This is a genomic window from Bradyrhizobium sp. S3.2.6 (genome assembly GCF_040546885.1).
Lineage (GTDB): Bacteria > Pseudomonadota > Alphaproteobacteria > Rhizobiales > Xanthobacteraceae > Bradyrhizobium > Bradyrhizobium cytisi.
This window is the reverse complement of sequence record NZ_JBEPOS010000023.1, coordinates 1-24763: the sequence shown is the minus strand read 5'-3', so window position 1 is coordinate 24763 and position 24763 is coordinate 1. Positions and strand designations below refer to the sequence as shown.

The window sequence follows — 24763 nt, the reverse complement described above, 5'->3', positions numbered from 1 at the left end:
CGAGGAGCTGTATCATGGCAGGATGGCGGCGAGCGGTCGAATTGGCAATGAGTGATGAAGAGCTGTCGACCTTGGCGGCTCTTTCGCGGTCGAGAACTTGGCGAGCCGGGTATCGCGGGCCCAGATGCTGCTGGCGTATCGGGAAAATCCTTCGTTCTGCGCGGTGGGCCAAAGACTTGGGGTCCATCATCAGACGGTGCAGCGCTGTGTCGAGCGAGCACTGGCCGATGGCCCGCTGGTGGCCCTCGATGATCGTCCGCGACCAGGCAAGGAGCCAACGATCACGCCTGAGGCCAAAGCCTGGCTGGTGTCGCTGGCGTGTGACAAGGCCAAAGATCATGGCTATCCGCATGAGTTGTGGACGACGCGGCTCTTGGCGCGCCATGCGCGCGAACAGGGGCCGGCGGCAGGGCATGTGTGTTTGGCTAATTTGGTCCAGGAAACGGTGTGCAAGATCCTCGCCCAAGAGGAAGAAAGCCTCTGCCAAGGGAAAGCGACGGGCAAAGCCGGTGACTATCGTCTCCTGCGACGAGAAGCCGGGAATCCAGGCCATCGCAACGACAGCGCCGGATTTGCCGCCAAGCCTGGCGTCCACGCCACCTTTGCGCGCGATCATGAGTACAAACGTCACGGCACGCTCAGCCTGTTGGCGGGGATTGACCTGCTCACCGGGAAGGTCCACGCGGTCGTCAAAGACCGCCACCGCAGCCGAGAGTTCATAGAATTCCTCAAACTCCTCGATGCCGCCTATCCGGCGAGGACCGCGATCAAGTTGATTCTCGACAATCATTCCGCGCACATATCGAGAGAAACCAGAACCTGGCTCGCCACTCGACCGATTGGACGCTTCGAACTCACCTTCACCCCCAAGCACGGCTCGTGGCTCAATCTCATCGAGGGATTCTTCTCCAAGTTCGCCCGTTCAGTCCTGCGCCCTATCCGGGTGGCTTCAAAACACGAACTCAAGGAGCGCATCATGGCTGGCATCGACGACGTCAATCGCCATCCTGTCATCCACACCTGGTCCTACAAACTCGCCGACGCCGTCTGATATGATTCGAACCAAGAAAACGCTGAACTACGCGTTCGCGCGGCAGATGCTCGGGGAACGGTTTGCGCGACGGCCGCTTGCGCTGGAAGGACCTGACGGTCTGTGTCTGAGCCGCCGCCCTCTCAGCCGCCAGTTCGTCTTCGGTTGCGGTTGCTTCCAACTCTTCGAGCTGAAGCTCCATCTGCTCCAGGAGCCGCGCCTTGCGCTCCGAGCGGCTGCCGTAAATCTGGCGACGCAGCTTCTCAATCTCGAGCTTGAGATAACTGATCAGTGCCTCAGCCGCCTTGGCATTGGCGGCCTCCGCTTTGGCGCTCGCCGCGACTGCCTCCGCTTCCAGGCGCGCGGCGCGCTCTGCGAGGATCATCGCATGCGCGGCGGCCAGGTCATTGGGAAGCGATTCAGATGTGGTCACGACGATGATGGAATCACATCCATCACGATCTGCAAGCTCAAAGCCTCATCCGACCGAGGTCGGCCGCCACGTCTCTTGTGGGTGCCGCCAGTCGATCCCGGACAAGAGATAACCGAGTTGCGCCGACGAGATCGTCGCCACACCCTCGGCCGGGCTCGGCCAGATGAAGCGACCCCGCTCCAGGCGTTTTGTGAATAGGCACGCGCCCTGGCCGTCATGCCAGATCACCTTCAGCAGGTTGCCGCAACGACCGCGGAAGCAAAACAGATGGCCGCACAGCGGGTCGCGGTGCAAGATCTCCTGGACTTGCAGGGCCAGCGACGGAAAGCCCTTCCGCATGTCGGTATAGCCGGTCGCCAGCCATACCCGCACGCCGGTCGGCAACGGGATCATCGTGGCCGTCCATCGGTCAGCGCCGCCACGACTGCGGTCAGCGTCGCCGCGTCAACCGCGCCCGTGATTCGCATCCGGGCCCCGGCCGCAAACTCAATCTCGATCGAACCGCAGCTTCCGGAGGGCGCCGTCAACGATTGCCGGTCGGGCGCGATGGAGACTGCTGCAAAACGAACCGCGTCATCCTGCCGCTGCATCGGATCAGACCCGTAGGCGAGGACACCTGTGCGCGCCTGCCGCCGCCAAAGTGTAACCAGGTTGCGGTGAACGTCATGTCGTCGAGCAACCTCGACAACACTGGCCCCAGGCGCCAGACTCTCCTCCACGATCCGAAGCTTCTCGGCAGCGCTCCAACGCCGTCGCCGCTCTGGACCAGACAGCATCGTAACCGTTGTCACGTTTGCTCATTTGCTTGCAAATTAGTGAGCAAATCATCTCATGCTCAAGCACAATCCGGGAAGGCGGCCTCCACCGATCCTCACCGGACGGTTACGATGTACGGCGGCGGAAAACTCGATCTGTTTCAGTTGACCAATCGGCGCAGAATAATTGGAACTGCACCATAACTGCACCATAACTGCGTTGGGTCAGCTAGCATGCCGAGTGACATCTATCGTGCACCGCCATCTCCAATAATGGAATACGGTGCCCAGAACAAAGGATGAGCATAGGCAAATTCCGTCCTGCCATCGCCGCCAACATAGCCGGGCCCATCCGCCAAGGCCATCATAGCCTGTCGTAGCGACTCGGCGCGTGTCAGCCCAGGATCTTCGGCCTGACGCCTAAATAGATCGGTGATTAGCTCCTTCGCAGATTGCGAATGCACAGACCAGTTGGTGATGAGCAGGGCTCGGGTACCGGCGTAGAAGAAAGCGCGGCCCAGACCAGATGCCGCCTCCGCGCCAGCGGCAACTCCGGCGCCAGTATTGCATGCCGACAGAACGACCCAGTCGGCGTCGAGCTTCAATGCAAGGATCTCTTCCATAGTCAAAAGGCCGTCACCGTCGCTGTCGGCTACAGCGGGAGCCGTCAGGGCCAGGGCCGGTTGTGAGAGGCCATCAAGTTCGCCGGGCACCAGCCCATGGGTCGCAAAGGCGATGATCTTGAACTTGGACAGATCGATCGACTTGACGTTCTTCTCGTTGGCATCCTTGCCGAGATTGAGCACTTTGGCCGGATCGGCCTGTAGGGTCAGCGCGATCGCCTTCAGCTCGTCTGCGGTATCCGGAAGCCGGGGCAATTGCGACAGCTGAAGTGAATCGACACCGTCGATCTTTGGCCCGTTGCGCCGTTTCAGGGGCCCACCGCGGGTGACGTTGGATGCGTCTGCCACCTTGATTTGCGCGTCCTCCTTAGCCGCTTCAACAGCCTGTTCCTTGCTGAACAGCGGATCGCCAAAACCGATCAACTGCTGGCGCGAGGCGGCCGCGACTGGCAGTTTCCGCAACGTAAGCAGCGCGGACAGCGACGGAACCACCGTCACCGAATGACTACGCGCGAGCCAGGGGACCTTCCGATAGCTTGAAAACAGCGGATCGTCGTCGGAATCGATCCGCGCGGGTTCCGTCGGCAACAACGACAACGGTAACAGGCCAAGTGCACCGTTAGTCACCACGATCAGGTTCTTTGCAGACTTCCAATGCGCCTCGGACTGCTTCAACAATAGCGCATACAGATCGTAAGCCAGGTTCAAATCGAAAGGGGGAATATCAGAAATCATCGCAGCGTTCGGCTCGAGGGCCTCGCGAAGCTTGTTCACTTTGGCGTTGGTGTCGCCAAGCCTGGTATTGAGACGGATGAGTTGGACCGGCCCATTCTTCTTCAGCACCCATAAGAAGCTGTCGAACCGACCGAAATAGAACGACAGCATGACCTCGTCGGGAGATAGTTGCGCCTGCAGATCCGCCGGGGCAGGCAGCGCAGGATGAACCAGGCTTCCGTAGTCGGGAAACTTCTTGGCGATGTCTTTAAGGGTTTGCGAGCGTGTCGCCTGCAGGCGGGCGATCTCGGCCTCGGTGCTCTTGACCGCCTTGTCGTCTCGCTCAGAAGCCGGCGCAGCCAAGAGATTATTCAGCGTGCCGAAGGCAGCGCCGACCTGCTTTTCAAGATCCTGCGAGGTGCGCACAAGCTGGGCAAGCATCGAGTCCTTCGCGGCGTAGCGCGCCGATGAAGCCTGCAACGCCCGTTGCACGGATTGCCCACGCAGCACATCGGCATAGCCGAATGTCTCGTCGAGAGCGCTCGCCGAAGCCAGTTCCGGGTAGCGGGTGAGCAACCGCAGATAGCCTTCGATCACGAAGCGTACTCTCCCCTCGCGGGCGGCGGCAGTGGCACCCCCGTCATCGTCACTACCGCCAGAGACCGACACCAGCACAGGCAAGCATTCCTTGAAGGCTTGCAGCGCTTCTTGCGTCTTGTTCTTGCGCGCCAACGCGATCGCGTAAAAGCCGCGCGTCAGCGATGTGTTGAAGCTTTTATCTCCTGAGCGCTGGCGTTCGCGCTCCAATTCGCGTTGAACAATTTCGAGTGCGTTGTCGTTGCTGCCCTCAGAAAGCATGACGGCGACGCGGGCCAACCCGCCGCTGACGCCCTGGCGTCGCGACGGTTCCCAATTCGCGGTCCAAACATCGACCTGATCGTAAAGCTTGGACGCAGCGTCGTAGCGACCTTCGAGATTGATGATTTGGGCGAGAAACAGATGCGCGCTTACCATCGGCGCAGATTCGACGCTGTGACCAAGCCCCTGATAAATGGCGATGACCTGGCGCTGCAGTTGTTCGGCCTCCGCGTACCGTCCCTGCTCCTGCACCACATAAACAAGGACCCCAAGAATGCCGGCAGTGTCCGCGTGGTACTTGCCCGACTTGCTCAAGCGGCTCAGCAGTGCGCGCCTCACATCAGCTTCGCCCTCACCGACACGACCCTGCTTGACCTTGACCCGCCCTTCCAGTGCGAGCGCCCAGTCCGCAGACGTTTCCGCCGAACCCGCCGGTGGCTTGCTTTCCCATTGTGCGTAGGTCTTCACCGAGTTCGCATGGAGGATGGAAGCCTTGTGGTAGCCGGCCTCGGCTTCGGCAAATCGTCCCCGCGCCTCCTCTACCCGCGCGCCGCTGTCTTCAACCAGGGCCTGCCAGGCCATTCCGTAGATCTGGAACACCGGCCAGCGCTGCGCTTCCGCTAGCAACGCCCGATTGCGTGCAACGTAGGATTCGGCTGTGTTGATGTCGCCGTTGCGGACATAGCTGTTTGCGAGCGCAAAATACGCGCCGAACAGCTTGCCCTTGCTCACCTTGGAAAACGTTGTGACTTGCTTGGTCAGCAGCGCGTTGGCTCGCTTGCTTTCACCAGCCGCCCACAGCAGGCGCATGAAGAGCTGCTCGTAGCGGCTACCGCGGTTGTTGTAATCTTCGGTGGACGCATTGTTGACGGCAAGTTCAGCATCGTTGAGCGCGTCTCGTCGGCCGAGGAATGCTCTTGCCTGCGCCCGCTTGTAGTAGAAATCGGCCAGATCAGCGCCTTTCAGTCCGGGCGGCATGGCGGCATCGGCGGCGGCTGACTGTCTGGCGATCTCGTCCGGGTCGGGCCTCTGCTGATCTAGAATGGCGCTGATGTCGGAAACCGTTCGCGGGGGCGCCACGAGAGGGGCCGCCCCGTCTTTCGCGACGTCCGCGGCACTCGGTTTCGGCTGTGCAGACAGTTTGTCTGCCGAGAACAAGGCGGCCTTCGGCCGGGCCGCGTCCATGGCGCTTTTCACGCAGGTATGCACGATCGATTTAGATTTCGCAAAGCAGGTTTCCTGAGTCCCTCCCCCTTGCTTGCAAGCCATGAAGGCGGGCCTGCCGCTCGAATTTCGGCAGTTCTCGACCACCTGCTCCAGCTCAAGCGCTGACAGCGGACACATTGTGAGAAGGAGAGCGGCGGCGACGATGTTAGCGAAACTCGCAATGCGTCTCATGACCATTACCCCGCAATATTAACACGACAACCAGCTGAAGTTGCCGGGTCGCATTCGAGCCCGACCGAACCTGAGGTCATGGCCGCGCAAAAAAACAAGGGCCAGAGTTGCCAACGCCATGCACGCGGTCCGGACACACTGTCATCGCGCACTTGCGCCGGCTTCGTGCGGAAACGGTTGCCGCTGGCGGAAGCGTGACCCGGCCAACGTTCATTCTGCAACGACCAACCAAAGTATCGCGGCAGCATTCGGCACCGGCGCTCACGCCACGGTCCCGACCTAGCAGATCAACGGTTCGGCGAGGACCCTGCCCGGCGAGCAAAATAGCTCCCGACGTTCGCAGTTTATACGCAAATGGGGCGCGTTATCCAGAACTATGATACGAAATTATACGAGCGACCTGTTCAACCGACAGGCGAAGATCCAAGCACGCGGCGAGACATTTCGGCAGGCGACGTTGGCGTCGATGGATGGATCAGGCTACTTTAGCGCCGACGGCAAGACCATGCTTGTCTACGCGGATTCTTGGCGCCGTCCAGTATCATGGGCGACGGTGAGCTGCGTCTATAGGGCGCCGGATTAACGGAGGAACAAGGATGAGGTTGTGCGAATTTGCTATCGTCGGCCTGGTCTTGGTTCTCACGCACTCAAGTGTGGTCTGGGCGGGAACGAAGCTGATTACCGAAGAAGAGGCCAGTCGGCCGCTGCCGAAAGGCGCCATCGTTGCGGACCGGCGCGGCGTCTTGCGCGGTCCGAAACTGGATTTGATTTTGCCAGACTCAGCAATGCATTCGCCAATTCATCTTCAGATCAAGTTCGTTCCCTTTGGCGGCACGAAGATCGACCCAGATTCGATCACGGCCACATATTTGCGGACGCCGAATGTAGATCTAACTGACCGCATCAAACGATTTGCCACGGCCGAAGGTATAGACATGCCGGATGCCGAGGTCCCACCTGGCGAGCATATGGTTCGCGTGGATATCAAGGATACAGCCGGGCACCCCGGCAGCGCCAGCTACCTGCTGAAGATCCTACCCTAACCGGATCGATGATTCGCTTCTGTGAGACTGCATCGGGCTTTTGCTCTGTTCACATGATATCGACGCGCAGTAGCTTGCGAGCATCTCGACCCTGCTAGGAATCGACAATTTGACTCTCGCCTGCGCTGCGTTTGAATGGCGGCTGTCCTGCGCAAAACGCCTACGCACGCCGCCGGCCGACCGCTCAGATCACGTTCGACGAGATGCGCGAGATGGGCTCGCGCGGCGTCTGGTCTATTGCCATTGCGGCCATCACGTTGCGCTCGATGCCGGTCATTGGCGCGACGATATGCGGCTGTCAGATATCGCGTTGCGCTTCGTCTCCTCTGCATGCGGCCAGCGCAGGCTCTTAGTTCTTGAGCGCCTTTCCGAAGCTATGGCCGCCATCGTTGCAGGATATTTGTCGGTAGGGATACGATCCTGATCTTGTACAAGCGACGGTCACGTTGCCGGATGAGAAAGTGAACGTGGGAGCGTGCTGCTTTGCATGGCTGGTCTTAAAACATTGAATCTGGCTATCGTTGAACGGTCCTAGCTGCGAGTTGGCCTTCACGTAGTTTAAAAATCCTGGGCAATCGTTGGCGAAAGCGCTGGCTGGAAGGATCATGCAGATTGAAAGAATGAGCTTCATTGCAATCTCCTCTTTTTGTCGATGGAGATCTCGGCCACACTGGCCGAGATGATAGCCCGCCCGACACTCGCACGTTTGTTGAAATCGAGCGATGTCCCGATAGGATTACTTCGCCGGGGCTGGCTGCATATTTCACTCAGATTGTTTTCACCCGGTTCGTTTTGACCTCAAGCGCGGGCCGCAATGGAATCCACTGCGGCCTTTTTGCGTGGTCTACCGCCTCAGCCGCCGGCGGTGCGTCATCAGCCGCTTCGGTTATCCTTGCCCGTATAGCCGCCCACCCAGCTCATCGACTCGACGAGCTTCTGCCTTGGAATTGGACGCCGGTATCAGCGATCTCCGCTCGAGCGGCATGACCACCCCACGTCAACAAGGTCCATCACGTCACCACCAAGGTCGCGAGGAACCGCGGCGAAGACGAAGATTGGCTGCGAGACGTTGTCTGTCAGCTATCGATCCGCTCTGTATTCTGGCGCGGACGACTGAGTTGTGATGCCTCTCTAATGTTGAGAGCTGTCTTCCCTTTATCAGATATAAGATAGACGACATGTGGAGGCATAGCCGAAATTCCGGCTTCGTGGAGATAGCCTAACTCACACAGACGTCTGGCGCGACCATAGACGCCTTTCCATGGGCGCCACGCGCTATGTCCTTCCCTCATCGCTTCTCGTAAGCATTCGAAATCGAGTTTTTCTAGATCCATAATCTATTCCGGCCTTGGCGCGATATCCGGTAGTTTATCAGACACTCTTCGCAATCGCACTGACAACCACTAACCGTCGGGCAGCCATGTGCCGCCGCGGCGGCTAATAAGCCTTGCGGTCTCCTCGCTTCATCCGTGATCCGTCACGCCGAAAGTAACTGATCCCAGAGCTTTTGTCGCACCCTCTGACGCGCGTTTGGCAGACTTCGATGGGGATCTTGGTGGGATCTCGTCACTAATCTGCACTGCGCTCTCCGTTCGAAGGAGCGTTCTCAGTACCGCGCTTTGCTCGGCAAGGCGGCCTTCAGCGGACGGATACGCCACAGTGGCTTAAGCATTTGGATGGCGGAGAGAGTGGAGTCAAACCCACGATTCACGGTATGGTGCTGAATTCCAACCAGGCTCGGAGCGCGCTGCGCCGCTATAAGAGACCGGCCCAAGCTCCGGTCATCCGACTACTCACAGCGACCTGCTTGCAGGTTCGAACCCTGGCGGGCCCACCAACCCACCCAATAAGTGGCGATCCTGCCCTGCTCCGCCGCTTCACTCTCAGGACCGTTCGCGCTTCTCGGACATCAACCAATGACGACCGCCGACGCTAGCCTTCAATAGATTTTTTCTTGATCTCCCGGTGCACACGTCGTGCACACGCAGCCTTCTAAGCGATTGAAAAACTTGAACTCTCGCTCCAATCCATCATGGGGGCAACGGAAAATACGTGAGCTAACATGTTGTTTTCATTAAGTTTTACGACCTCTGTCGGTCCAATCGACTTTGGTCCGACGGACAATCTGAAGCGTTAGAGCTAAAGCATTCTCCTTTCTTTTCAACGGTTTACTCTGATCGCTCGATTATTTCCGCTTATTTCGACCATGCCCGGTACTGCACGGCAGTACAAAAATGCCCGTGCAGTACCGCTCCTCGACAAAGTGTTTTGGCTACGCCAGCTCGTCGAATTTGAAATGGGAATGGCACTGCCGTGACTTAGACGCCTGACCGGTCAGCGGTGCGCGCGAGACCTATGTGGGTTCGTTCGGCGTAACCGCCCGATCAGAAAACAGATCACGCGTACCCAACACCTTGTAACCTATCGCCTGATAGCCAACACGGCGTTTCGCAGCCATGCGGGCCAGGACCGGCACTCTCATGTCGGCATAATCATAAATGATCACCTCGCGCTTGACGTCGTTGAGACGATGCAACCGTCCGGCGTACTGAGCGAGGGTACCTTTCCAAGCAATTGGCATGGTAAGAAAGAGGGTGTCGAGGCGGGAATCATCGAAACCTTCGCCGAGATAACGTCCGGTCGCGACAATGACACGTTCCTCGGCTTGGGGAATTGCAGCGAGCCGCGCGGCTATGTCGCGGCGCTGCTTTTCGCTTTGCCCACCGCGCAATACGACGACATGTTTTGCGAAACGCTCAAGACGCTTTGCGATGATCTCCAAATGGGCGGTACGCTCGGTTATCACGACGGGTGAACGGCCCGCTTCCAGCGCAGTCAAGACGTCATCAAATATGAGATCATTGCGTGCTTCATCGGCAATCATTTCCTTGAAAACTTCCTGGATAGAAGGGACCGAAGTGTCCAATGCCGTTTGAAGTTGGAAGCCGGTATCCCTGATCCGCACCACGTGATCGAATGGGCGCTTGGCTGCCTCGGATCGCGCATCTACGCGATGGCGGACGGGACCACATTGCATAACGATGATCGGGTGATGTCCGTCTTTTCGCGTAACCGTCGCTGACAGGCCGAGGACATAGCGGGCCTTGCTGCGGCGCGCGACCAATTCGAAGCTTACAGCCGACAGATGGTGGCATTCGTCGACGACGAGATGCCCATAATTGCCGACGATATCATCGACTTCAAGCTTGCGAACCAGGCTCTGAATCAAGGCGACGTCGACCTGACCTTTCGGTTTGCGGCGGCCGCCGCCGATCATGCCGATCGCGTCACGCGGCATATTTGAGAACGCGGTGAGCCTCTCGATCCATTGATCCATGAGCTGACGGCGATGAACGAGGACCAATGTATTCCGCCCGCGTTCGGCCATCATCCGGATGGCTAAGATCGTCTTTCCGAACGCCGTCGTTGCCGCGAGCACACCGGTATCATGCGGCAACAGGGCCGCTATCGCGGTTCCCTGATCGGAGCGCAATTCACCAGTGAAGGCAAATGGGATCGCCGCACCGGAAAAACGGCAATCTTCGATTGTTACTGTAATTCCAAATGACGCAAGCAGATCTAGTACGGCGTCGAAGCAGCCGCGAGGCAGCGCAACGTGATGGCTGGTCAACTCTGCGCAAGAGATGATCCGGGGCTTGTCATGGGTCGATCGGCGCATTGCTTGTGCGGCATAAAATTCGGGATTCTGGAATGCCGCCAGGCGAATCAGGCGCGCGATCAGCGACGGTGGCAGCGCGTGACGCGGGAGGTAGATCTGGTCCGCCTGTACGACAGTGATCGCACCCGGCAATGGCTCGCGGATTGCTGGCGGCGCCTGTCGCCGCGACGGCGGGGCTAGCCACGGTTCTTCGTCTTCGTCTGCGAGAGGAATACGCACACCCAGAATTTTTCCAGATGCACTTGCTTCCTCGACCAGATGTTCCACCTTTGCTCGCGGCATAGCTGCAATCGCGGACAGGAAGGCCCACTGATCCGGATACGGCGAACAAGAATCGTCGATGAACTCGCTGTTGCCAGAACTTCGCGCGAGCCCCTGAAGAGGCAAAGCAATCAGGTTGCCGAAGCCACCCGCTGGCATGATATCCTGACTCGGAAAAAACCGATCGTAGGATCCGAATCCGATATCGGGGACTCGTTCCATCGCGTCGGTAATCAGGAAGGCCCCAAGACGGCGCGCCCATGCCGCTGAGATCGGCTCGTCGAAAAAGATCCAGGCGTGAGCACCGTTTCCGGATCGGGACCGCTCAATGGCAACAGGTATTCCATGACGCTCGCAGGCGTCCCTAAACGCAAAGGCATCCCTTCGCCAATCCCCTTCGTCGAAATCCGCGGCCAGGAACGAACAGGCGTTGTCCGCAAGCATCGGATAGACGCCCATCACAAACGGGGCGCCGTTCGGGTCGGTTCCGCGGAGATGGCGTTCGATTGCCACGTCGTCTACGGGCAGGAATGCCTGATTTGGACATGCTGAACATTTGACTCTCGGTTTTTCGCAGATCCCACGGCGCCATTCATTCGCGCAGGCGGGTGCGTAGCCGCTCCGCTCCGTCGTACGGTTCTCCCAACGGATAGGGTAGACATCTGAGCGGCCGCGGAAGAGCCGGCGAAACAGCGCAAGCTTCTTCTCGATTGGCGAATTCCGGTCCGTGGGATCGCCAGCGTGTCCCGAAGGGACCACCTTGATTGGCTCGGTCTCCTCACTCCGCATCGATTGTAAGGTGTTGATCTCGGCTACGACATCCGCACGCTCGCGCTCCATCGCGGTAAGCCGGGCCCTGAGTTCAGTAATTCTGGCGTTTGTTTGCTTCATCGCGAAGGCTGTAGTGCGCCGATGTTTATTCTCCCGAATAATACCAATCCTGAAGCAGCAATTTAACTCAAAGATCGCCAATCGCCGGTCTCGGCACCAGCAGTCGAAAGGAGTTGCCGACTCATACAAAATTTTGTATAGTCAGTTTTAATGATTGATCTCAAGCCGGTCGAATTCCGAGGCAGCGCACTCGACGATTTGCGTGCGTTTCCACAAGCGGCTCGGCGCGAGGCGGGGCATCAACTCGATCAAGTCCAGCATGGGCGCGAGCCCGACGACTGGAAGCCCATGAATACGGTTGGCCGAGGGGTGCGGAAAATTCGGATTCGCGATGCCGCGGGAGCATTCAGAGTGCTGTATGTAGCGAAGTTTGATGATGCCGTTTACGTGCTGCACTGCTTCCAGAAAAAGACGCAGAAAACGAGCAAAGCGGATCTGAACTTGGCTGCGCAGCGTTACCGCGATTTATTAAAGGAGCTAGGTCAATGAGCAAGAAACGCTTCGACAATGTGTGGGATGCAATTGAGGATACACCTGCGCAGGCTGAGAACATGAAGCTCCGTTCGGCGTTGATCATGGCTTTGAAGGCTCATATCGCTCGGACAGGGCTAAGCCAATCGGAAGCTGCCAAGCTGCTAGGTGTTACCCAGCCGCGTATCTCTGATCTCATGCGCGGCAAGATCGAATTGTTTGGCCTCGATACCTTGGTCAATATGATCGGAGCTGCCGGCCTGCATGTTGAAATGCGCATCTCGGACGCAGCCTAAATCAAACGCCGCTCGCCGCGGGCGCGGTACAGCATTTGGTACTGCACGGCTGACTACGACCCCGCTTAAATGCTGATCGTATTTCCCTTTTTGAGATGTCCCGATCCAATCCATCATGGGTGCAACGGAAAACAGATATCTTTTTGATTTCAATGACATACCTATGTAGGACGCACTCAGCCTGAAGCTCTTACCCGCACCTCCTAGCGCTTTGCAACATCATCCTCAACATCGTGCTTGCAGGCAATCGATTTGAGAATCGCGACCATCAAGAGACGTCGCCGCGACCGCATTTTGCGGGCTGGCGTCGTTTGGGAGCGTGCTGTTGTCCGACGACGTCGGGTCGTTCACGGCGTTGGTGCGTTTCGCCGAAGCGGCCTTCAGGCCGCCACCGGTGTTCGTTCGCGCTCAAAGACGAAGCCGTGTCTTTTTGACCGGGCCCACTCCCACATGAGCTCGACGGGCGGGCGGTAGGGGAATTCCATCGGGATCGACGACCACAAGCCCGTCGGGCTTGGCGACTTGTGAGGCGATTTTTGCCCAGATACTTGGTGCGCGCCACACCGACTGGGATCGGAAGGCCAAGCTCGATGCGCACGCACCAGCGGATTGAGCCGGCAATTTCGACAGGCGAACGATGGGTGCAGCCCGCAACGTCGGCAAAGGCCTCGTGAATGGAAATGCATTCCAGAAGCTGCGTGAAATCGCCGATCACCTTGATGGCCGTGTTATCCAGCCGTTGGTATTCCCAAAAATGCCCGCTGACAAAGTTGATCTGCGGGCAAAGCTCGCGCGCCTATCGTCCCGGCATGCCCCCGCGCACTCCGAAGGCCCTGGCTTCGTACGATGCGGCAAGCATAACCCTACCGCCGACGGCGATTGGCTTGCCGCGCAACGAAGGGTCAAACAGCTGCTCTACCGAGGCATAGAAGGCGTCCAGGTCCGCATTCAAGATGGTGCTGTCGTAGCCATCCCGATCGAGTGCCCCTGGCGTTTCGAGGACGTAGTACCGCCGAGAACATCGCGAGAAATATTTGTAACGAGTGTCAAGCTACAGAGTGGGATCGAAGCAACACGGACCACGCGGCGGATTTCTCAAGGAGTGGGTATTGGCTTCAACAGATCGTCCAAGCGGGATTGATCTTCGCGAAAATCACAGCTCTTCGAGGCGACGCCACCCATGCAGCACGCGACGGCCATGCGAGCTGAACGCGAAGAAGCAACCACCGCCAGCGGGTTGGTCATGGGCGCGATCAATCTCCAAACCGGAATAATGGCAGTATAAGAGAGTACCAACGCCCCCGTGGCCGACAAAGAGCACGTCGCCCGGCGTGCTGCGCGCCAGCACGTGCTCGACCTCGCCGACAATGCGCAGCTGGGCGTCGACCGCTCGTTCCCAGCCACGAATGCTGACGTGGGGTTGCCCGAAGAACTGATTGGCCACCGCCTCGAACTGGTCGGGGGCGAGGAAGCCCGTCGCCGATCGGTCGTTCTCGTGCATCGCCTCGCGCACTTCCACGTCGACGCCCAGCTTTGCGGCAATGATCTCGGCGGTCTCGATCGCCTTTCGCTCTCCGCTGGAGATGACCCGCGTGGTACCGGACAGCCCTCCCCCGATCGTCAGGGCCTCCGTACGCGCTTTCCCGACATCACTGAGGCCCCAGCGCGGAACGGGAATCGACGGATCGATACTCACCTGAGGATGGGTCAGATAGCGTACGACATTCGTCATGATTGAACGATCGCGACGTCAGACCAACTTGCAATCGGCATCGCAACACGCATGCCGGAGGCGTCGAAGACGTGTACGTCGGGAGCTGCCGCAACGAGCGTCACCGTCTCGCCTCGCGACGGCGTCTGGCGGCCGCGGACCTCTGCAACGAACATCCTGCCGTCGGCGCGGCGCAAATAGGCGAACGACGCCTCGCCAAGCCGTTCGACGAGCTCGACGATGCCTTCGGCGGTGAAGGGACCGTTCGCGCCCCGGGCAAGATGCTCCGGACGAACACCGAGCGTCAGCACATCGCCGACCTTCAGCGATGCCGCCGGCAGATCGAGATCGACAAACCCGGCACCGGCGACACGCGCGCGTCCGCCCCCGATGCTTTCGACCGTTGCATCGAAGAAATTCATCGCGGGCGAGCCGATGAATCCGGCGACGAACAGGTTAGCGGGTTCATAGTAGAGGTCGAGCGGCTTGCCCACCTGCTCGATGCAGCCCTTGTTCATCACGACGATACGGTCGGCGAGCGTCATCGCCTCGACCTGATCGTGCGTCACATAAACGATCGTCGCTTTCAGCACTCTGTGCAAATTGGCGATCTCGACGCGGGTCGAGACGCGCAGCGCCGCATCGAGATTGGAGAGCGGTTCGTCGAACAGGAAGACGGCAGGTTCGCGCACGATCGCGCGTCCGATCGCAACGCGCTGACGCTGGCCGCCAGAGAGATCGCGCGGATAGCGATCGAGTAAGTCTACGAGTCGCAGCATGCGGGCGGCTTCCGCGACGCGCCGCTCCCGTTCGGCCGGCGCCACGCCGGTGAATTTCAGGCCGAACGTCATGTTCTTGCGCACATTCATGTGCGGATAGAGTGCGTAGGACTGGAACACCATCGCGATGCCGCGCGCGGCAGGCGCAAGCGTATTGACGGGCTTCTCTGCGATATGGATGTCACCGCTCGAGACGCCATCGAGCCCGGCGATCATGCGCAGAAGCGTCGACTTGCCACAGCCCGATGGGCCGACGAGCACGACGAACTCGCCGTCCTCGATGCCCAGGTTGATGTCGTTGAGCACTGTCGCCGCGCCATAACGCTTATTGAGATGCTCGATGCGCAGATTGGCCATTCAACAACCTATTTGACTGCGCCGGAGGTGAGGCCCGCAATGAGTTGGCGCGAGAGGATCACGTAGATCATCACAACCGGCAGGATCGCCATCGACAGCGCCGCGAGCACGGAATTCCAGTCGGTGATGTACTGGCCAAGAAACTGCTGCACCCCAAGCGTGACCGTATGCGTCGAGTCGCTCGACGTCAGGATCAGCGGAAACCAGAGATCGTTCCAGATCGGCACGATGGTGAAGACGGCGACGGTCGCGATCGCCGGACGCAGCAGCGGGGCGACCACTTCGAAGAAGATCCGGGTTTCTGGCACGCCGTCGCAGCGCGCGGCGTCCCGCAAGTCCCTGGGGATCTGCTGGATGAACTCGCTCAATATGAAGATCGACATCGGCAGGCCTTGCGCAACGTAGACGAGGATCAAGGCCGTCAGCGTGTCGTTCAGGTCCGCAGACCGCATCATGTTGAGGATCGCGACGGACCCGAGCCGGATCGGCACCATGATGCCGATCGACAGGAACAGTGCGAGCGCCGTCGAGCCGCGAAAGCGGTATTCGGTCAGGGCCCAGGCTGCCATCGCGCCAAACAGCAGCACGAGCGCCATGCTGACGAGAGTCACGATCAGCGAATTCGAATAGTAGGTCAGGATATGAGAGGAGCGAAAAACCTTCTCATAGCCGACGAGGCTGAAGGTCGCAGCGTCCGGCGGCGCAAGCGGGCTGCCGAAGATGGCGCTACGCACCTTGAACGAATTCATCACGACGAGCAGGATTGGACCAACCGCAAGCAGGCTATAGGCGATCAGGACGAGATGGACACTGAAGCTCTTTGCGCGCTGCTCCGCCGTCATGCCGCCCTCAGAATGCGTAACGGCGGATGCGCCGCTGAACGAGGAACAGATAGAGGCAGAGGCCGAGGAGAATGATGAAAAACATCACGGTCGCGACCGCGGAGCCCATCGTCGGATTGCCGAGCTGGAGTTGATTGCCGAAGAAGGTGCGATAGAAGAACGTGCCGAGAATGTCGGTCGCAAAATTCGGTCCCGCCAACGCACCCTTGACCGAATAGATCAGATCGAAAGCGTTGAAGTTCGCAACGAAGGTCAAGACCGAGACCAGGCTGATGGTCGGCAGGACGAGCGGAAGCTTGATGTGGAAGAAGATGCGGAATTGTCCCAACCCATCGACGCGTGCCGCGTCGATCAACTCTTCGGGGATGTTGAGCAGCGCGGCGTAGATCAGCATCATCGGGATGCCGACGAATTGCCAGACGGAAATGAGGGACAGCGTTACGAGCGCGCTCGATTCGAGCCCCAGCCAGGGAGCAAACAGGGAGCCCAACCCCACGGCCTTCAAAGCGCCGGCAGCGACGCCCCAGAGCGGGGACAGGATCAGGTTCCAGGAGAAGCCAACGATGACAACCGAGAGCATCGTCGGCAAAAACATGACGGTGCGATAAAAGCCCTTGAGCCTCAGGCCCGGCAGGCTCAGCAATCCCGCGAGCGCGATACCAATCGGATTCTGCATGCACATGTGCACGGCGAAGAAGATCAGATTGTTGCCGAGGGCATTCCAGAACGGCTTCGACCACAGCGCATCGCCGAGCAGCGTCTCGAAATTGGCGAGGCCGACGAAAGATCGGACTCCGGATGGATCGCTCGTGTAGGTGGAGAGCGCCATCGTCGCGACGAGAGGATAGATCGAGAACAGGGTGTAGATCACGACCGCCGGTCCGAGAAAGAACAGCAGAAGCCCCGCGAGTTTTGCGCGAGGCATCTGGGCCGTGATGTTCGAGACCGGTTCAGCCATGATGGAAAGAGATTAAACCTGCGTTGTCGTCCCTCTCCGCGCTTGCGGCTCTTGCCGTCTTTGTTAGCGGAGTGTGCAGCGACTGTCGAATGAAACAAGGACAGTCGCCTCTCCCCGCGAAAGCGGGAAGAGGGACCGGCGTCACTTGGCGGGCTTGTACCACTTGTCGAGACCGTCCTGGAGCTGCTTGCCGGCAGCATCGGGCGTCAACTTGCCGTTGACGACCTGCGCGGAGACGTTCCAGAGCTCGTTTTCCAGATTCGGCGTACCGCGCGACAGGATCTGATACGAGTTGCGGATCGTCGACTTGCAGGTCTGGCGCCATCCGACCATGGTCGCGGCGACGTCGTCGTCGACCTTCACGGCAGTCTTGGCGAGCGGGAAGAAGCCGGGAAGCGCGTTGGCGTAGATTGTTGCGAATTCCGGCGTCGCCAGCCATTCCAGGAATTTCCTGGCGTCTTCCTTGTTCTTCGACGCTGCGTTCACGCCCATGGCGATGTCGGTGTGATCGGAGATATAGCAATCCGTCGTGCCGGCCGGCTGCGGTGGCGGGAATGCACCCATGGCGAATTTCGCCTGGCCCCGGAAGGTCGAGATATCCCACGAGCCAGCCGCATAGATCGCGCCCTTGCCGAGCGAGAACAGGTTCTGACTGTCAGCGTAGGTCTGCGCCTGGAAGCCAGATCCGAGGTAGGGCGCCCAGCTTGCGATCTCCTTGAAGGCCGCGACGTATTGCGGATCGGTGAGCTTCTCCTTGCCCGCAATGAGATTGGCGCGACCGGTCTCGCCCTTCCAATAGTCGGGACCGACGTTCTGGAATCCCATGGTCGCGGCCTCCCACTGGTCAGCCGTGCCCATCACCAGCGGGACATAGGTCCCGTCCTTCTTGAATTTCTCAAGCACGGCGTGGAATTCATCGAGCGTCTTTGGCTCAGATGCGCCGACTTTGGCGAATGCTTCCTTGTTGTAGATGAACCCGGCGATGACGGAGGCGATCGGAACACAGAAGGTGGTTTTGCCGTCGTCAGTTTGCCACGCCGCCTTCGCGACATCAGAGAAATTGTCCATACCCTTGAGGCCGTCGACCGCATCAAGCTGATGCTTTTGATAGAGCGCGAGCGAGGCGTCGAACGGACGGCACGTAATGAGGTCGCCGGCGGTGCCGCCATCAAGCCGCGCGTTCAGGGCGGCGTTGTATTCCTTGGGCGCCGAAGGCGCGAATTCGATCTTGATGTCGGGATAGTGCTTGTTGAAGGCGGGAATGATCTTCGAGTTCCAGATGTCGGCGTCGTCATTGCGCCAGCTCTCGATCTTCAACGAGCCTGCCTGGGCCGACGCAAGCCCCGCAAGCAACGCCAACGCGGCAGCCTCAGCTCCCATTGCAGCCTTGAATGTCCGTCTCATGCTACGCTCCCTTGTTTGGGCCTTCGCCCTTGATCCCGTTGGCTCTTGCGCGCGCGCGGCTCAACGCGTCGTCTATCCGGCCTTCCGCAGCAGCGAGCCACGTGACGGCTTCGCTCTTGCTGACGACACCGCAGGCAATCAGGATTGCCGGCTTAACCTCGCCGCTGGCCTCGCGCAGCGCCGCTTCCGCTTCCGCATCGCTGACGCCGGCGATTGTTGCGACGATCCCGCGCGCCCGCTCGCGCAATTTCGCATTGTCGGCCTTCAGATTGACCATGAGGCCCCGATGGATGTGACCAAGCTCGAATCCCATCAATGACGAGAGCATGCCTAGCGCGGCCTTTTGCGCAACTCCGGCCGCGAGCCGTGTCGAGCCGCGCAGCGCCTCCTCTCCGCTATCGAGCAAGATCGACGCGTCGGCACCGACGAGCAAGGGCGAGCCCTGACGATGCGCGATGCCGATCACGAAGGCGCCACGGCGGCGCGCCGCTGCGGCCGCTGCGACTGTGAACGGCGTCGAGCCGCTCGCCGATACGACGATCACGGCATCATGAGAGAGATCACCGAGCCCGGTTATCGCGTGCTCACCGGCTGCGGCATCGTCCTCCGCGACGCCATCGATGCGGAACGGCTCGGTGGTCCCGCCGGGCAGGACAATCGCGATGCGGCTCTCATCGAGGCCGAACGTGCCGGGAAGCTCGGCTGCATCTTCAGCGGCGGCAAGACCGGAAGAGCCGGCGCCCGCATAGATCAGCCGTCCCCCTGCTCGCCAGATCGCCGCGAGGCGAAGCGCGGCGGCGCGGATGTCGCCGGAGGCAGCCGCGACCGAAGCGATCGCCCGGCGGTAGGATGCGAGCATCGCCTCCGCGAACACCGCCTCATCGATGGTCACGACACCACCGGTGTCGCGGCACCTCTCTCCGTCCGTCTCCAGCCGCGGCAGCACCGACATCGTGGATACCAATGGTAGATACCTCTTGTATTTGCTTTTGCCACCTGACATACCACTTGTCTAGGGGCGTTAAGAACTTTTTAGGAGGCTCCGTGGCGACGGCCCAGTTTTTCCTCGGTGTGGATGGCGGCGCGACCCGCTGCCGCGCGAGATTGCGGGATTCGTCGGGTCGCGAGCTCGGGCACGGCCTCGGGCCGGCTTCGAACATCTATCTCGATTTCGACGAAGCCATGCGGGTCGTCCGTGAAACGATCGAGTCCGCCATCGCGGCCGGCGCACCAAGGCAGGAGATCGCAGTCGGCCTTAGCCTTGCCGGGCTTTCGGACGACGAGGAAGCGGCGCGCGTCTCCGCCGCCCTGCCCGGCTTTGCACACATCGTCGCCGTCAATGATGCAGTCGCCGCCTGCGTCGGCGCCAATGGCCTCGGCGATGGCGGCCTGATTATCGCGGGCACGGGCTCGGCGGGCATAGCTCGCGTGGGAGCTCGAACGACTATTATCGGCGGACGCGGTTTCTGGCTTGGCGACGACGGATCCGCTGCACGGCTTGGCGAATCGGCGTTGCGTGCGACGCTGCGTGCGATCGATGGCCTCGAGCCGATGAGCGGCCTGGCGCAAGCACTCGGGCGCCATTTCGACGGCGATCCGTTGCGGATGAGCCGCTGGGCAGCGGACGCAAGGCCACGCGACTACGGCGCCTTCGCGCCCCAGATCCTGGACGTCGCCAGGTCCGGAGATATGCGCGCGCGCGAAATTGTCGGCGAAGCAGCCAGCGCGATAGCGTCGCTCGCGAACGCCCTGAATGCACTTGGCGCCGAGCGCGTTGCCCTCGCCGGCGGCTTCGGTGAGCCCTTGCGCCCGTTTTTGCCGCCTGATGTGGCCAAGCGCCTCTCCGCGCCCCGGCGCGACGCAGTCGACGGCGCGATCCTGCTCATCGGCGGAACGCTCGCGGAGGACGCCGCATGTCCATGACGGTCGAAACCGCGCCGGGCCAGAAGCTCTATCGCGCCGTGGTCGACGCGCTTCGGCGCGAGATTGAGACCGGACGCTTCGCAGAGACGCAATTGCTTCCGGCCGAGCGCGAATTGTGCGAGCTGCTCGAGGTATCGCGCACCACGCTACGCAAGGCGATTGCCGACCTGATCGCCGAAGGCGTGCTGTTTCACCGCCACGGCGCCGGCACCTTCATCCATCGCGCGACGCCGCGCGTCGAGCAGCCCTCCTCGCGCCTGACGAGCTTCACGGAGGACATGCGGCTGCGTGGATTGGAGGCGAGCTCGCGCGAGCTCGAGCGCGGCGTGTTCCTGCCGACACCGGAAGAGTCCATGATGCTTGGCGTACGGCCGAACGAACGCGTGTTCCGGCTCGGCCGCCTGCGCCTGGCTGACGGTTCGCCCATGGCGATCGAGCGCGCCGCCGTGCCGATACGCTTTCTTCCCGAACAGGATTCGGTCGGCGGCTCGCTGTACGAGGCGCTCTCCGCGCGGGGCTTCAAGCCCGCCCGGGGCTTGCAGCGATTGCGTGCGACCCTCGTCGATCAGTCGGATGCGGAACTGCTCGGCGTCGCACCGGACAGCCCGGCGCTCTATATCCAGCGCATCGCCTATCTTGCCGACGGATCCTGCGTCGAATTCACGAAATCCTGGTACCGGGCCGACGCCTATGACTTCGTCTCCGAACTCACGCTGTCGCCACCGGCCCGAAAGGCGCACCGATGACGACCTACATGCTTCAGGAGATCGGCGAGACAGGCGAAGCGGTCGCGCGCCAGCTTGGCCACAACGCGGAGCGGCTCGCTGAACTTGGCGCGCGTCTGCGCATGCTCGATCCGCCGCTCGTTGCGACCATCGCCCGCGGCTCGTCGGATTGCTGCGCGCTCTACCTGAAATACCTCGTCGAGATTGTCTCAGGGGTGCCTTGTGCCTCCATCGGCCCCTCCATCGCTACGCTCTATCGTACGCCGATGCGGCTCGAAGGCGGCGTTTCCGTCGCGATCTCGCAATCGGGACGCAGCCCGGACATCGTCGAAATGCAGCGCGCCGCACGACGCGGCGGCGCGCTGGCCGTCGCACTTATCAACGACGTGCCCTCACCGCTCGCGCAAGAGGCCGAAGTGCTGCTGCCATTGTGCGCCGGCGCCGAACGCTCAGTCGCGGCGACCAAATCTATGGTCGCAGGTCTCGTCGCGGGCGCGAGCCTCGTCGCGGCCTGGTGCGAAGATCGGCAGCTAGCGGACGCCCTCACCGGCCTACCCGAGATCCTGCGCGGACAAACGGCGCCGCCGCCCGCGGCGTTGCTCGGGCAGCTTGCAAATGCCCGCAGCGCTTTCGTCCTCGGCCGCGGCGCCACGCTTGCGATCGCCGCGGAGGCGGCGCTGAAGCTCAAGGAAACCTGCGCGATTCACGCCGAGGCCTATTCCGCGGCCGAGGTCCTGCATGGCCCGGCCGAACTTGTCGACTCCGGCTTTCCCGTCATCGCCTTCCTGCCGTCCGACGCAGCGCGCGAAGGCATGCTGCCGGCACTTGCGGCGTTGTCCAGTGCCGGCGCGAGGGTGATTACAATCGAGGCCGGAGGCGCCGACGAGACGGATCGTCTCGCGACGGCAAAAGTCGAGGCGACGCTGCTGGACCCCATCGTCATGATCCACCGCTTCTACCGCCTTGCCGAAGCGCTTGCGCTCCGGCTCGGGCGAGATCCCGACCGCCCGCGCAACCTGCGCAAGGTGACGGAGACCCTTTGATGATCGTTTTGACCGGCGCACGGATTTTCGATGGCGAGCGTTTCTTTGACGACCACGCGGTCGTCGTCGAAGGCGACCGCGTCGCCGCGATCCTCCCTTACTCCGAGAGACCGCATGGCCCGGCACGCGATCTCGGTGGCGGCCTGCTTGCGCCCGGCTACATCGATGTGCAGGTCAATGGCGGTGGCGGCGTCTTGTTCAACGAGGACCCGACGCCCGAAGGCATCGCCCGCATCGCCGCAGCGCATCGCAAGCACGGCACCGTCGGACTGCTGCCGACGCTAGTAACCGATGCCCCGCAAGTGATGGCGGCAGCAATCGCCGGGACACGCGAAGCGCGGCAACTGACCCCGGCGACGCTCGGCATCCATCTTGAAGGACCCTTCCTGGATCCGGCTCGCAAGGGCGCGCATGAGCTCAGATATATCCGCGACCTCAAGCCGGGCGACATTGCGACGATCGTCGAGGCGAATTGCGGCGCCGTCATGCTGACGCTCGCGCCCAATCGGGTCGATGCGGCGAGCATTGCGGAACTCGCGCGGCATGGCGTGCTGATTTCGCTCGGCCATTCCAATGCAAGCTACGCGGAGGCGCGCGCAGCCGTCAAAGCCGGCGCACACGCATTCACCCATCTGTTCAATGCGATGAGCGCGCCCGCCGGGCGCGAGCCAGGCATGGTCGGCGCAGCGCTCGATCTCGACGAGGCTTTCGTCGGAATCATCGCGGATGGTCATCATGTGCACGAGGCGAACCTTCGCATCGCCTTCGCCGCCAAGCGGCATGATCGCTTCATGCTGATCACCGACGCGATGCCACCGGCCGCCGGCGGTCCCGATCAGTTCGATCTACAGGGCCGCCGCGTGACGTGTGTGGACGGTTGCCTGCGGCTCGACGATGGGACGCTCGCCGGCTCGGTTCTGACCATGGACGAGGCGGTGCGCTATGCCGTCAACGTCGTGAGGCTTCCGCTCGCCGATGCCCTCGCTATGGCATCACGCGTTCCGGCGACGTTTCTCCGGCGCGACGCGGAACTTGGCCGTATCGCACCAGGCTATCTCGCAAGCCTCGTGCATCTCGACGACGAGCTACGGGTACTCGAAACCTGGATCGAGGGCCGGCCAACCGCCGACGGCTCCAAGCGCGACGAGCTGGCAGGCAACACCTGACTGAAGGACCGATCGAGCCATGTCCTCGCCCTCCATTTTGACCGCACAGAATGTTCGCGTTCTCGTGGTTGGCCTTGGCACCATGGGAACGAGCCACGCCCGCGCCTACAGATCGGTCGAGGGATTTGAGCTCGTCGGTCTTTGCACCTCCCGCGCAGCCGATCGCGACGATCTCGAGGCCGAGTTTCCCTCTCTTCCGCGCTTCGAAAGCCTCGACGAGGCGCTCACGAGCTTGCGTCCCGATGCCGTCGCGATCTGCACCTACACGGAGCATCACGCCGCCATGGCCTTGCAGGCTTTCGCCGCAGATGCGCATGTTTTCTGCGAAAAGCCGCTCGCCAACACGCTGGAGGCCGCGCGGCGGGTCGTCAGCGCTGCACGTACGGCCGGAAAGGCGCTGCTGATCGGCTATATCCTGCGCGTGCATCCCGCATGGTCGCGCTTCGTCGAGATCGGCAGGACGCTCGGAAAGCCGCTCGTGATGCGCATGAACCTCAACCAGCAGTCTACGGGCTCCTTCTGGGAGGTTCATAAGAACCTCATGCGGTCGACTTCGCCGATCGTCGATTGCGGCGTCCATTACGTCGACATCATGTGTCAGGTGACGCGGGCGCGTCCCGTCGCGGTCCATGCGGTCGGGGCGCGGCTGACGAGCGAGATCGCGCCTGCCATGTACAATTACGGCCATCTTCACATCATGTTCGACGATGGATCCGTCGGCTGGTACGAGGTCGGTTGGGGTCCGATGATGAGCGAGACCGCTCATTTCGTGAAGGACTTGATCGGCCCGAACGGCAGTGTGTCGATCGTCGCGAAAGAGAGCACCGATGCGGGCGCGCATTCGGCGGACCATGACACGCATACGCGGACCAACGCCCTTCGCGTCCATCACGCGGCGCTCGTCACCGAAGGCGGCTTTGCGAAGCCGGACGAGTTGATCTCGACCGCAGACGAACCCGGCCATCAGGAGCTCTGCGAGCGCGAGCAGCGGCTGTTTCTGAGTGCGATCCGTGGCGAGATCGACCTATCCGAGCATCACGAGGACGCGATCAACTCACTCCGTATCGTCTTTGCCGCTGACGAGAGCGTCCGAAGCGGTGAAGTCGTCCGCCTGTAGATCCGCGCCTATCGAATGCGCCGCGCACCTGGATCGGAGAGAAATACCCAGGCAAGTACCCACACCACTGCGCGACAAGCAACGTACCGGCACGCATGGGACATCTCAATACGAGCCGGCATGTTGCTTCGGCCTGCGCAAGGCAGCGTCGAACGGGTTGATCTTCGCCGCCAGCGCCTCGGCCTCGCGCCTTAGAGCGTTAGCCCATCTGACTGAATCGTTGGGGATTCACAAATCAGCGTTTTGGTGATTCAAGCTACCCGCCGGGACGGGAGGCCGGCGGGCA

22 protein-coding genes and 1 pseudogene are annotated in these 24763 nt (G+C 61.0%); 10 read left to right on the top strand and 13 right to left on the bottom strand.

Annotation, left to right across the window (positions count from 1 at the left end):
* The first annotated feature begins 124 nt into the window (after window positions 1–124).
* Window positions 125–1051, top strand: a complete 927-nt coding sequence (locus ABID58_RS30060) for an IS630 family transposase (RefSeq protein ID WP_354036460.1) — start codon at window positions 125–127, stop codon at window positions 1049–1051.
* Between the two features lie 25 nt (window positions 1052–1076).
* Here the strand turns inward: ABID58_RS30060 and ABID58_RS30055 are convergent.
* The 4 genes and pseudogenes from ABID58_RS30055 to ABID58_RS30035 all read right to left on the bottom strand — a co-directional run.
* Window positions 1077–1415, bottom strand: a pseudogene (locus ABID58_RS30055) (transposase domain-containing protein); the annotation flags it as partial.
* A 93-nt stretch (window positions 1416–1508) separates the two neighbouring features.
* Window positions 1509–1856, bottom strand: coding sequence for an IS66 family insertion sequence element accessory protein TnpB (gene tnpB / locus ABID58_RS30050; RefSeq protein WP_354036459.1), 348 nt, complete (start codon window positions 1854–1856; stop codon window positions 1509–1511).
* Window positions 1853–2239, bottom strand: coding sequence for an IS66-like element accessory protein TnpA (gene tnpA / locus ABID58_RS37425; protein ID WP_502916442.1), 387 nt, complete (start codon window positions 2237–2239; stop codon window positions 1853–1855). Before tnpA ends, tnpB begins: the two co-directional genes overlap by 4 nt.
* Window positions 2240–2466: 227 nt before the next feature.
* Complete coding sequence (locus ABID58_RS30035) at window positions 2467–5811, bottom strand: CHAT domain-containing tetratricopeptide repeat protein (RefSeq protein ID WP_354036457.1); 3345 nt, start codon at window positions 5809–5811, stop codon at window positions 2467–2469.
* Between the two features lie 596 nt (window positions 5812–6407).
* On the opposite strand from ABID58_RS30035, the gene ABID58_RS30030 reads away from it, so the two are divergent.
* Complete coding sequence (locus ABID58_RS30030) at window positions 6408–6854, top strand: hypothetical protein (protein ID WP_354036456.1); 447 nt, start codon at window positions 6408–6410, stop codon at window positions 6852–6854.
* 349 nt (window positions 6855–7203) lie between these two features.
* On the opposite strand, the gene ABID58_RS30025 is transcribed toward ABID58_RS30030, so the two are convergent.
* Together ABID58_RS30025 and ABID58_RS30020 are read right to left on the bottom strand one after the other, a co-directional pair.
* Window positions 7204–7485: a hypothetical protein gene (locus ABID58_RS30025; protein WP_354036454.1), complete on the bottom strand. Its 282-nt coding sequence runs from the start codon at window positions 7483–7485 to the stop codon at window positions 7204–7206.
* A 1722-nt stretch (window positions 7486–9207) separates the two neighbouring features.
* Window positions 9208–11766: a TOTE conflict system archaeo-eukaryotic primase domain-containing protein gene (locus ABID58_RS30020; RefSeq protein WP_354036452.1), complete on the bottom strand. Its 2559-nt coding sequence runs from the start codon at window positions 11764–11766 to the stop codon at window positions 9208–9210.
* A gap of 69 nt (window positions 11767–11835) precedes the next feature.
* Between ABID58_RS30020 and ABID58_RS30015 the strand changes: the two genes are divergently transcribed.
* Window positions 11836–12174, top strand: coding sequence for a type II toxin-antitoxin system RelE/ParE family toxin (locus tag ABID58_RS30015; protein ID WP_354036450.1), 339 nt, complete (start codon window positions 11836–11838; stop codon window positions 12172–12174).
* On the top strand, window positions 12171–12452 hold the full coding sequence (locus tag ABID58_RS30010; protein ID WP_148753956.1) for a helix-turn-helix domain-containing protein: 282 nt from the start codon (window positions 12171–12173) through the stop codon (window positions 12450–12452). Before ABID58_RS30015 ends, ABID58_RS30010 begins: the two co-directional genes overlap by 4 nt.
* A 268-nt stretch (window positions 12453–12720) precedes the next feature.
* Here ABID58_RS30010 and ABID58_RS37420 read toward each other — a convergent pair whose 3' ends face one another.
* A complete protein-coding gene (locus ABID58_RS37420; RefSeq protein WP_502916441.1) occupies window positions 12721–13188 on the bottom strand; it encodes a Y-family DNA polymerase in 468 nt (155 codons plus the stop codon).
* On the opposite strand from ABID58_RS37420, the gene ABID58_RS37415 reads away from it, so the two are divergent.
* The gene (locus tag ABID58_RS37415) at window positions 13090–13593 is read left to right on the top strand and encodes a hypothetical protein (protein ID WP_502916438.1); all 504 of its coding nucleotides are present in this window, start codon (window positions 13090–13092) and stop codon (window positions 13591–13593) included. The genes ABID58_RS37420 and ABID58_RS37415 overlap by 99 nt on opposite strands.
* 12 nt (window positions 13594–13605) lie before the next feature.
* Here ABID58_RS37415 and ABID58_RS30000 read toward each other — a convergent pair whose 3' ends face one another.
* The 6 genes from ABID58_RS30000 to ABID58_RS29975 all read right to left on the bottom strand — a co-directional run bounded on the left by ABID58_RS30000 (window position 13606) and on the right by ABID58_RS29975 (window position 19455).
* The gene (locus ABID58_RS30000) at window positions 13606–14184 is read right to left on the bottom strand and encodes a histidine phosphatase family protein (RefSeq protein ID WP_354036448.1); all 579 of its coding nucleotides are present in this window, start codon (window positions 14182–14184) and stop codon (window positions 13606–13608) included.
* Window positions 14181–15299, bottom strand: coding sequence for an ABC transporter ATP-binding protein (locus tag ABID58_RS29995; RefSeq protein WP_354036446.1), 1119 nt, complete (start codon window positions 15297–15299; stop codon window positions 14181–14183). Before ABID58_RS29995 ends, ABID58_RS30000 begins: the two co-directional genes overlap by 4 nt.
* Before the next feature lie 8 nt (window positions 15300–15307).
* Window positions 15308–16141: a carbohydrate ABC transporter permease gene (locus ABID58_RS29990; RefSeq protein ID WP_354036444.1), complete on the bottom strand. Its 834-nt coding sequence runs from the start codon at window positions 16139–16141 to the stop codon at window positions 15308–15310.
* Window positions 16142–16148: 7 nt separating this feature from the next.
* A complete protein-coding gene (locus tag ABID58_RS29985; protein WP_354036568.1) occupies window positions 16149–17066 on the bottom strand; it encodes a carbohydrate ABC transporter permease in 918 nt (305 codons plus the stop codon).
* 174 nt (window positions 17067–17240) lie between these two features.
* A complete protein-coding gene (locus tag ABID58_RS29980) occupies window positions 17241–18503 on the bottom strand; it encodes an ABC transporter substrate-binding protein (RefSeq protein WP_354036443.1) in 1263 nt (420 codons plus the stop codon).
* Window position 18504: 1 nt separating this feature from the next.
* A complete protein-coding gene (locus ABID58_RS29975) occupies window positions 18505–19455 on the bottom strand; it encodes an N-acetylmuramic acid 6-phosphate etherase (RefSeq protein ID WP_354036441.1) in 951 nt (316 codons plus the stop codon).
* Between the two features lie 11 nt (window positions 19456–19466).
* Between ABID58_RS29975 and ABID58_RS29970 the strand changes: the two genes are divergently transcribed.
* The 5 genes from ABID58_RS29970 to ABID58_RS29950 are packed head-to-tail and all read left to right on the top strand — an operon-like array spanning window position 19467 to window position 24477.
* The gene (locus ABID58_RS29970; protein WP_354036440.1) at window positions 19467–20426 is read left to right on the top strand and encodes a glucosamine kinase nucleotide-binding domain-containing protein; all 960 of its coding nucleotides are present in this window, start codon (window positions 19467–19469) and stop codon (window positions 20424–20426) included.
* Window positions 20417–21172 (top strand): GntR family transcriptional regulator, encoded by a 756-nt coding sequence (locus ABID58_RS29965; RefSeq protein WP_246229590.1) that lies wholly within the window; start codon window positions 20417–20419, stop codon window positions 21170–21172. The genes ABID58_RS29970 and ABID58_RS29965 overlap by 10 nt, the downstream gene beginning before the upstream one ends.
* On the top strand, window positions 21169–22194 hold the full coding sequence (locus tag ABID58_RS29960) for an SIS domain-containing protein (RefSeq protein WP_354036438.1): 1026 nt from the start codon (window positions 21169–21171) through the stop codon (window positions 22192–22194). Before ABID58_RS29965 ends, ABID58_RS29960 begins: the two co-directional genes overlap by 4 nt.
* A complete protein-coding gene (gene nagA, locus ABID58_RS29955; RefSeq protein WP_354036437.1) occupies window positions 22194–23360 on the top strand; it encodes an N-acetylglucosamine-6-phosphate deacetylase in 1167 nt (388 codons plus the stop codon). The genes ABID58_RS29960 and nagA overlap by 1 nt, the downstream gene beginning before the upstream one ends.
* A 37-nt stretch (window positions 23361–23397) precedes the next feature.
* Window positions 23398–24477 (top strand): Gfo/Idh/MocA family protein, encoded by a 1080-nt coding sequence (locus ABID58_RS29950; protein ID WP_354036567.1) that lies wholly within the window; start codon window positions 23398–23400, stop codon window positions 24475–24477.
* The last annotated feature ends 286 nt before the right edge of the window (window positions 24478–24763 follow it).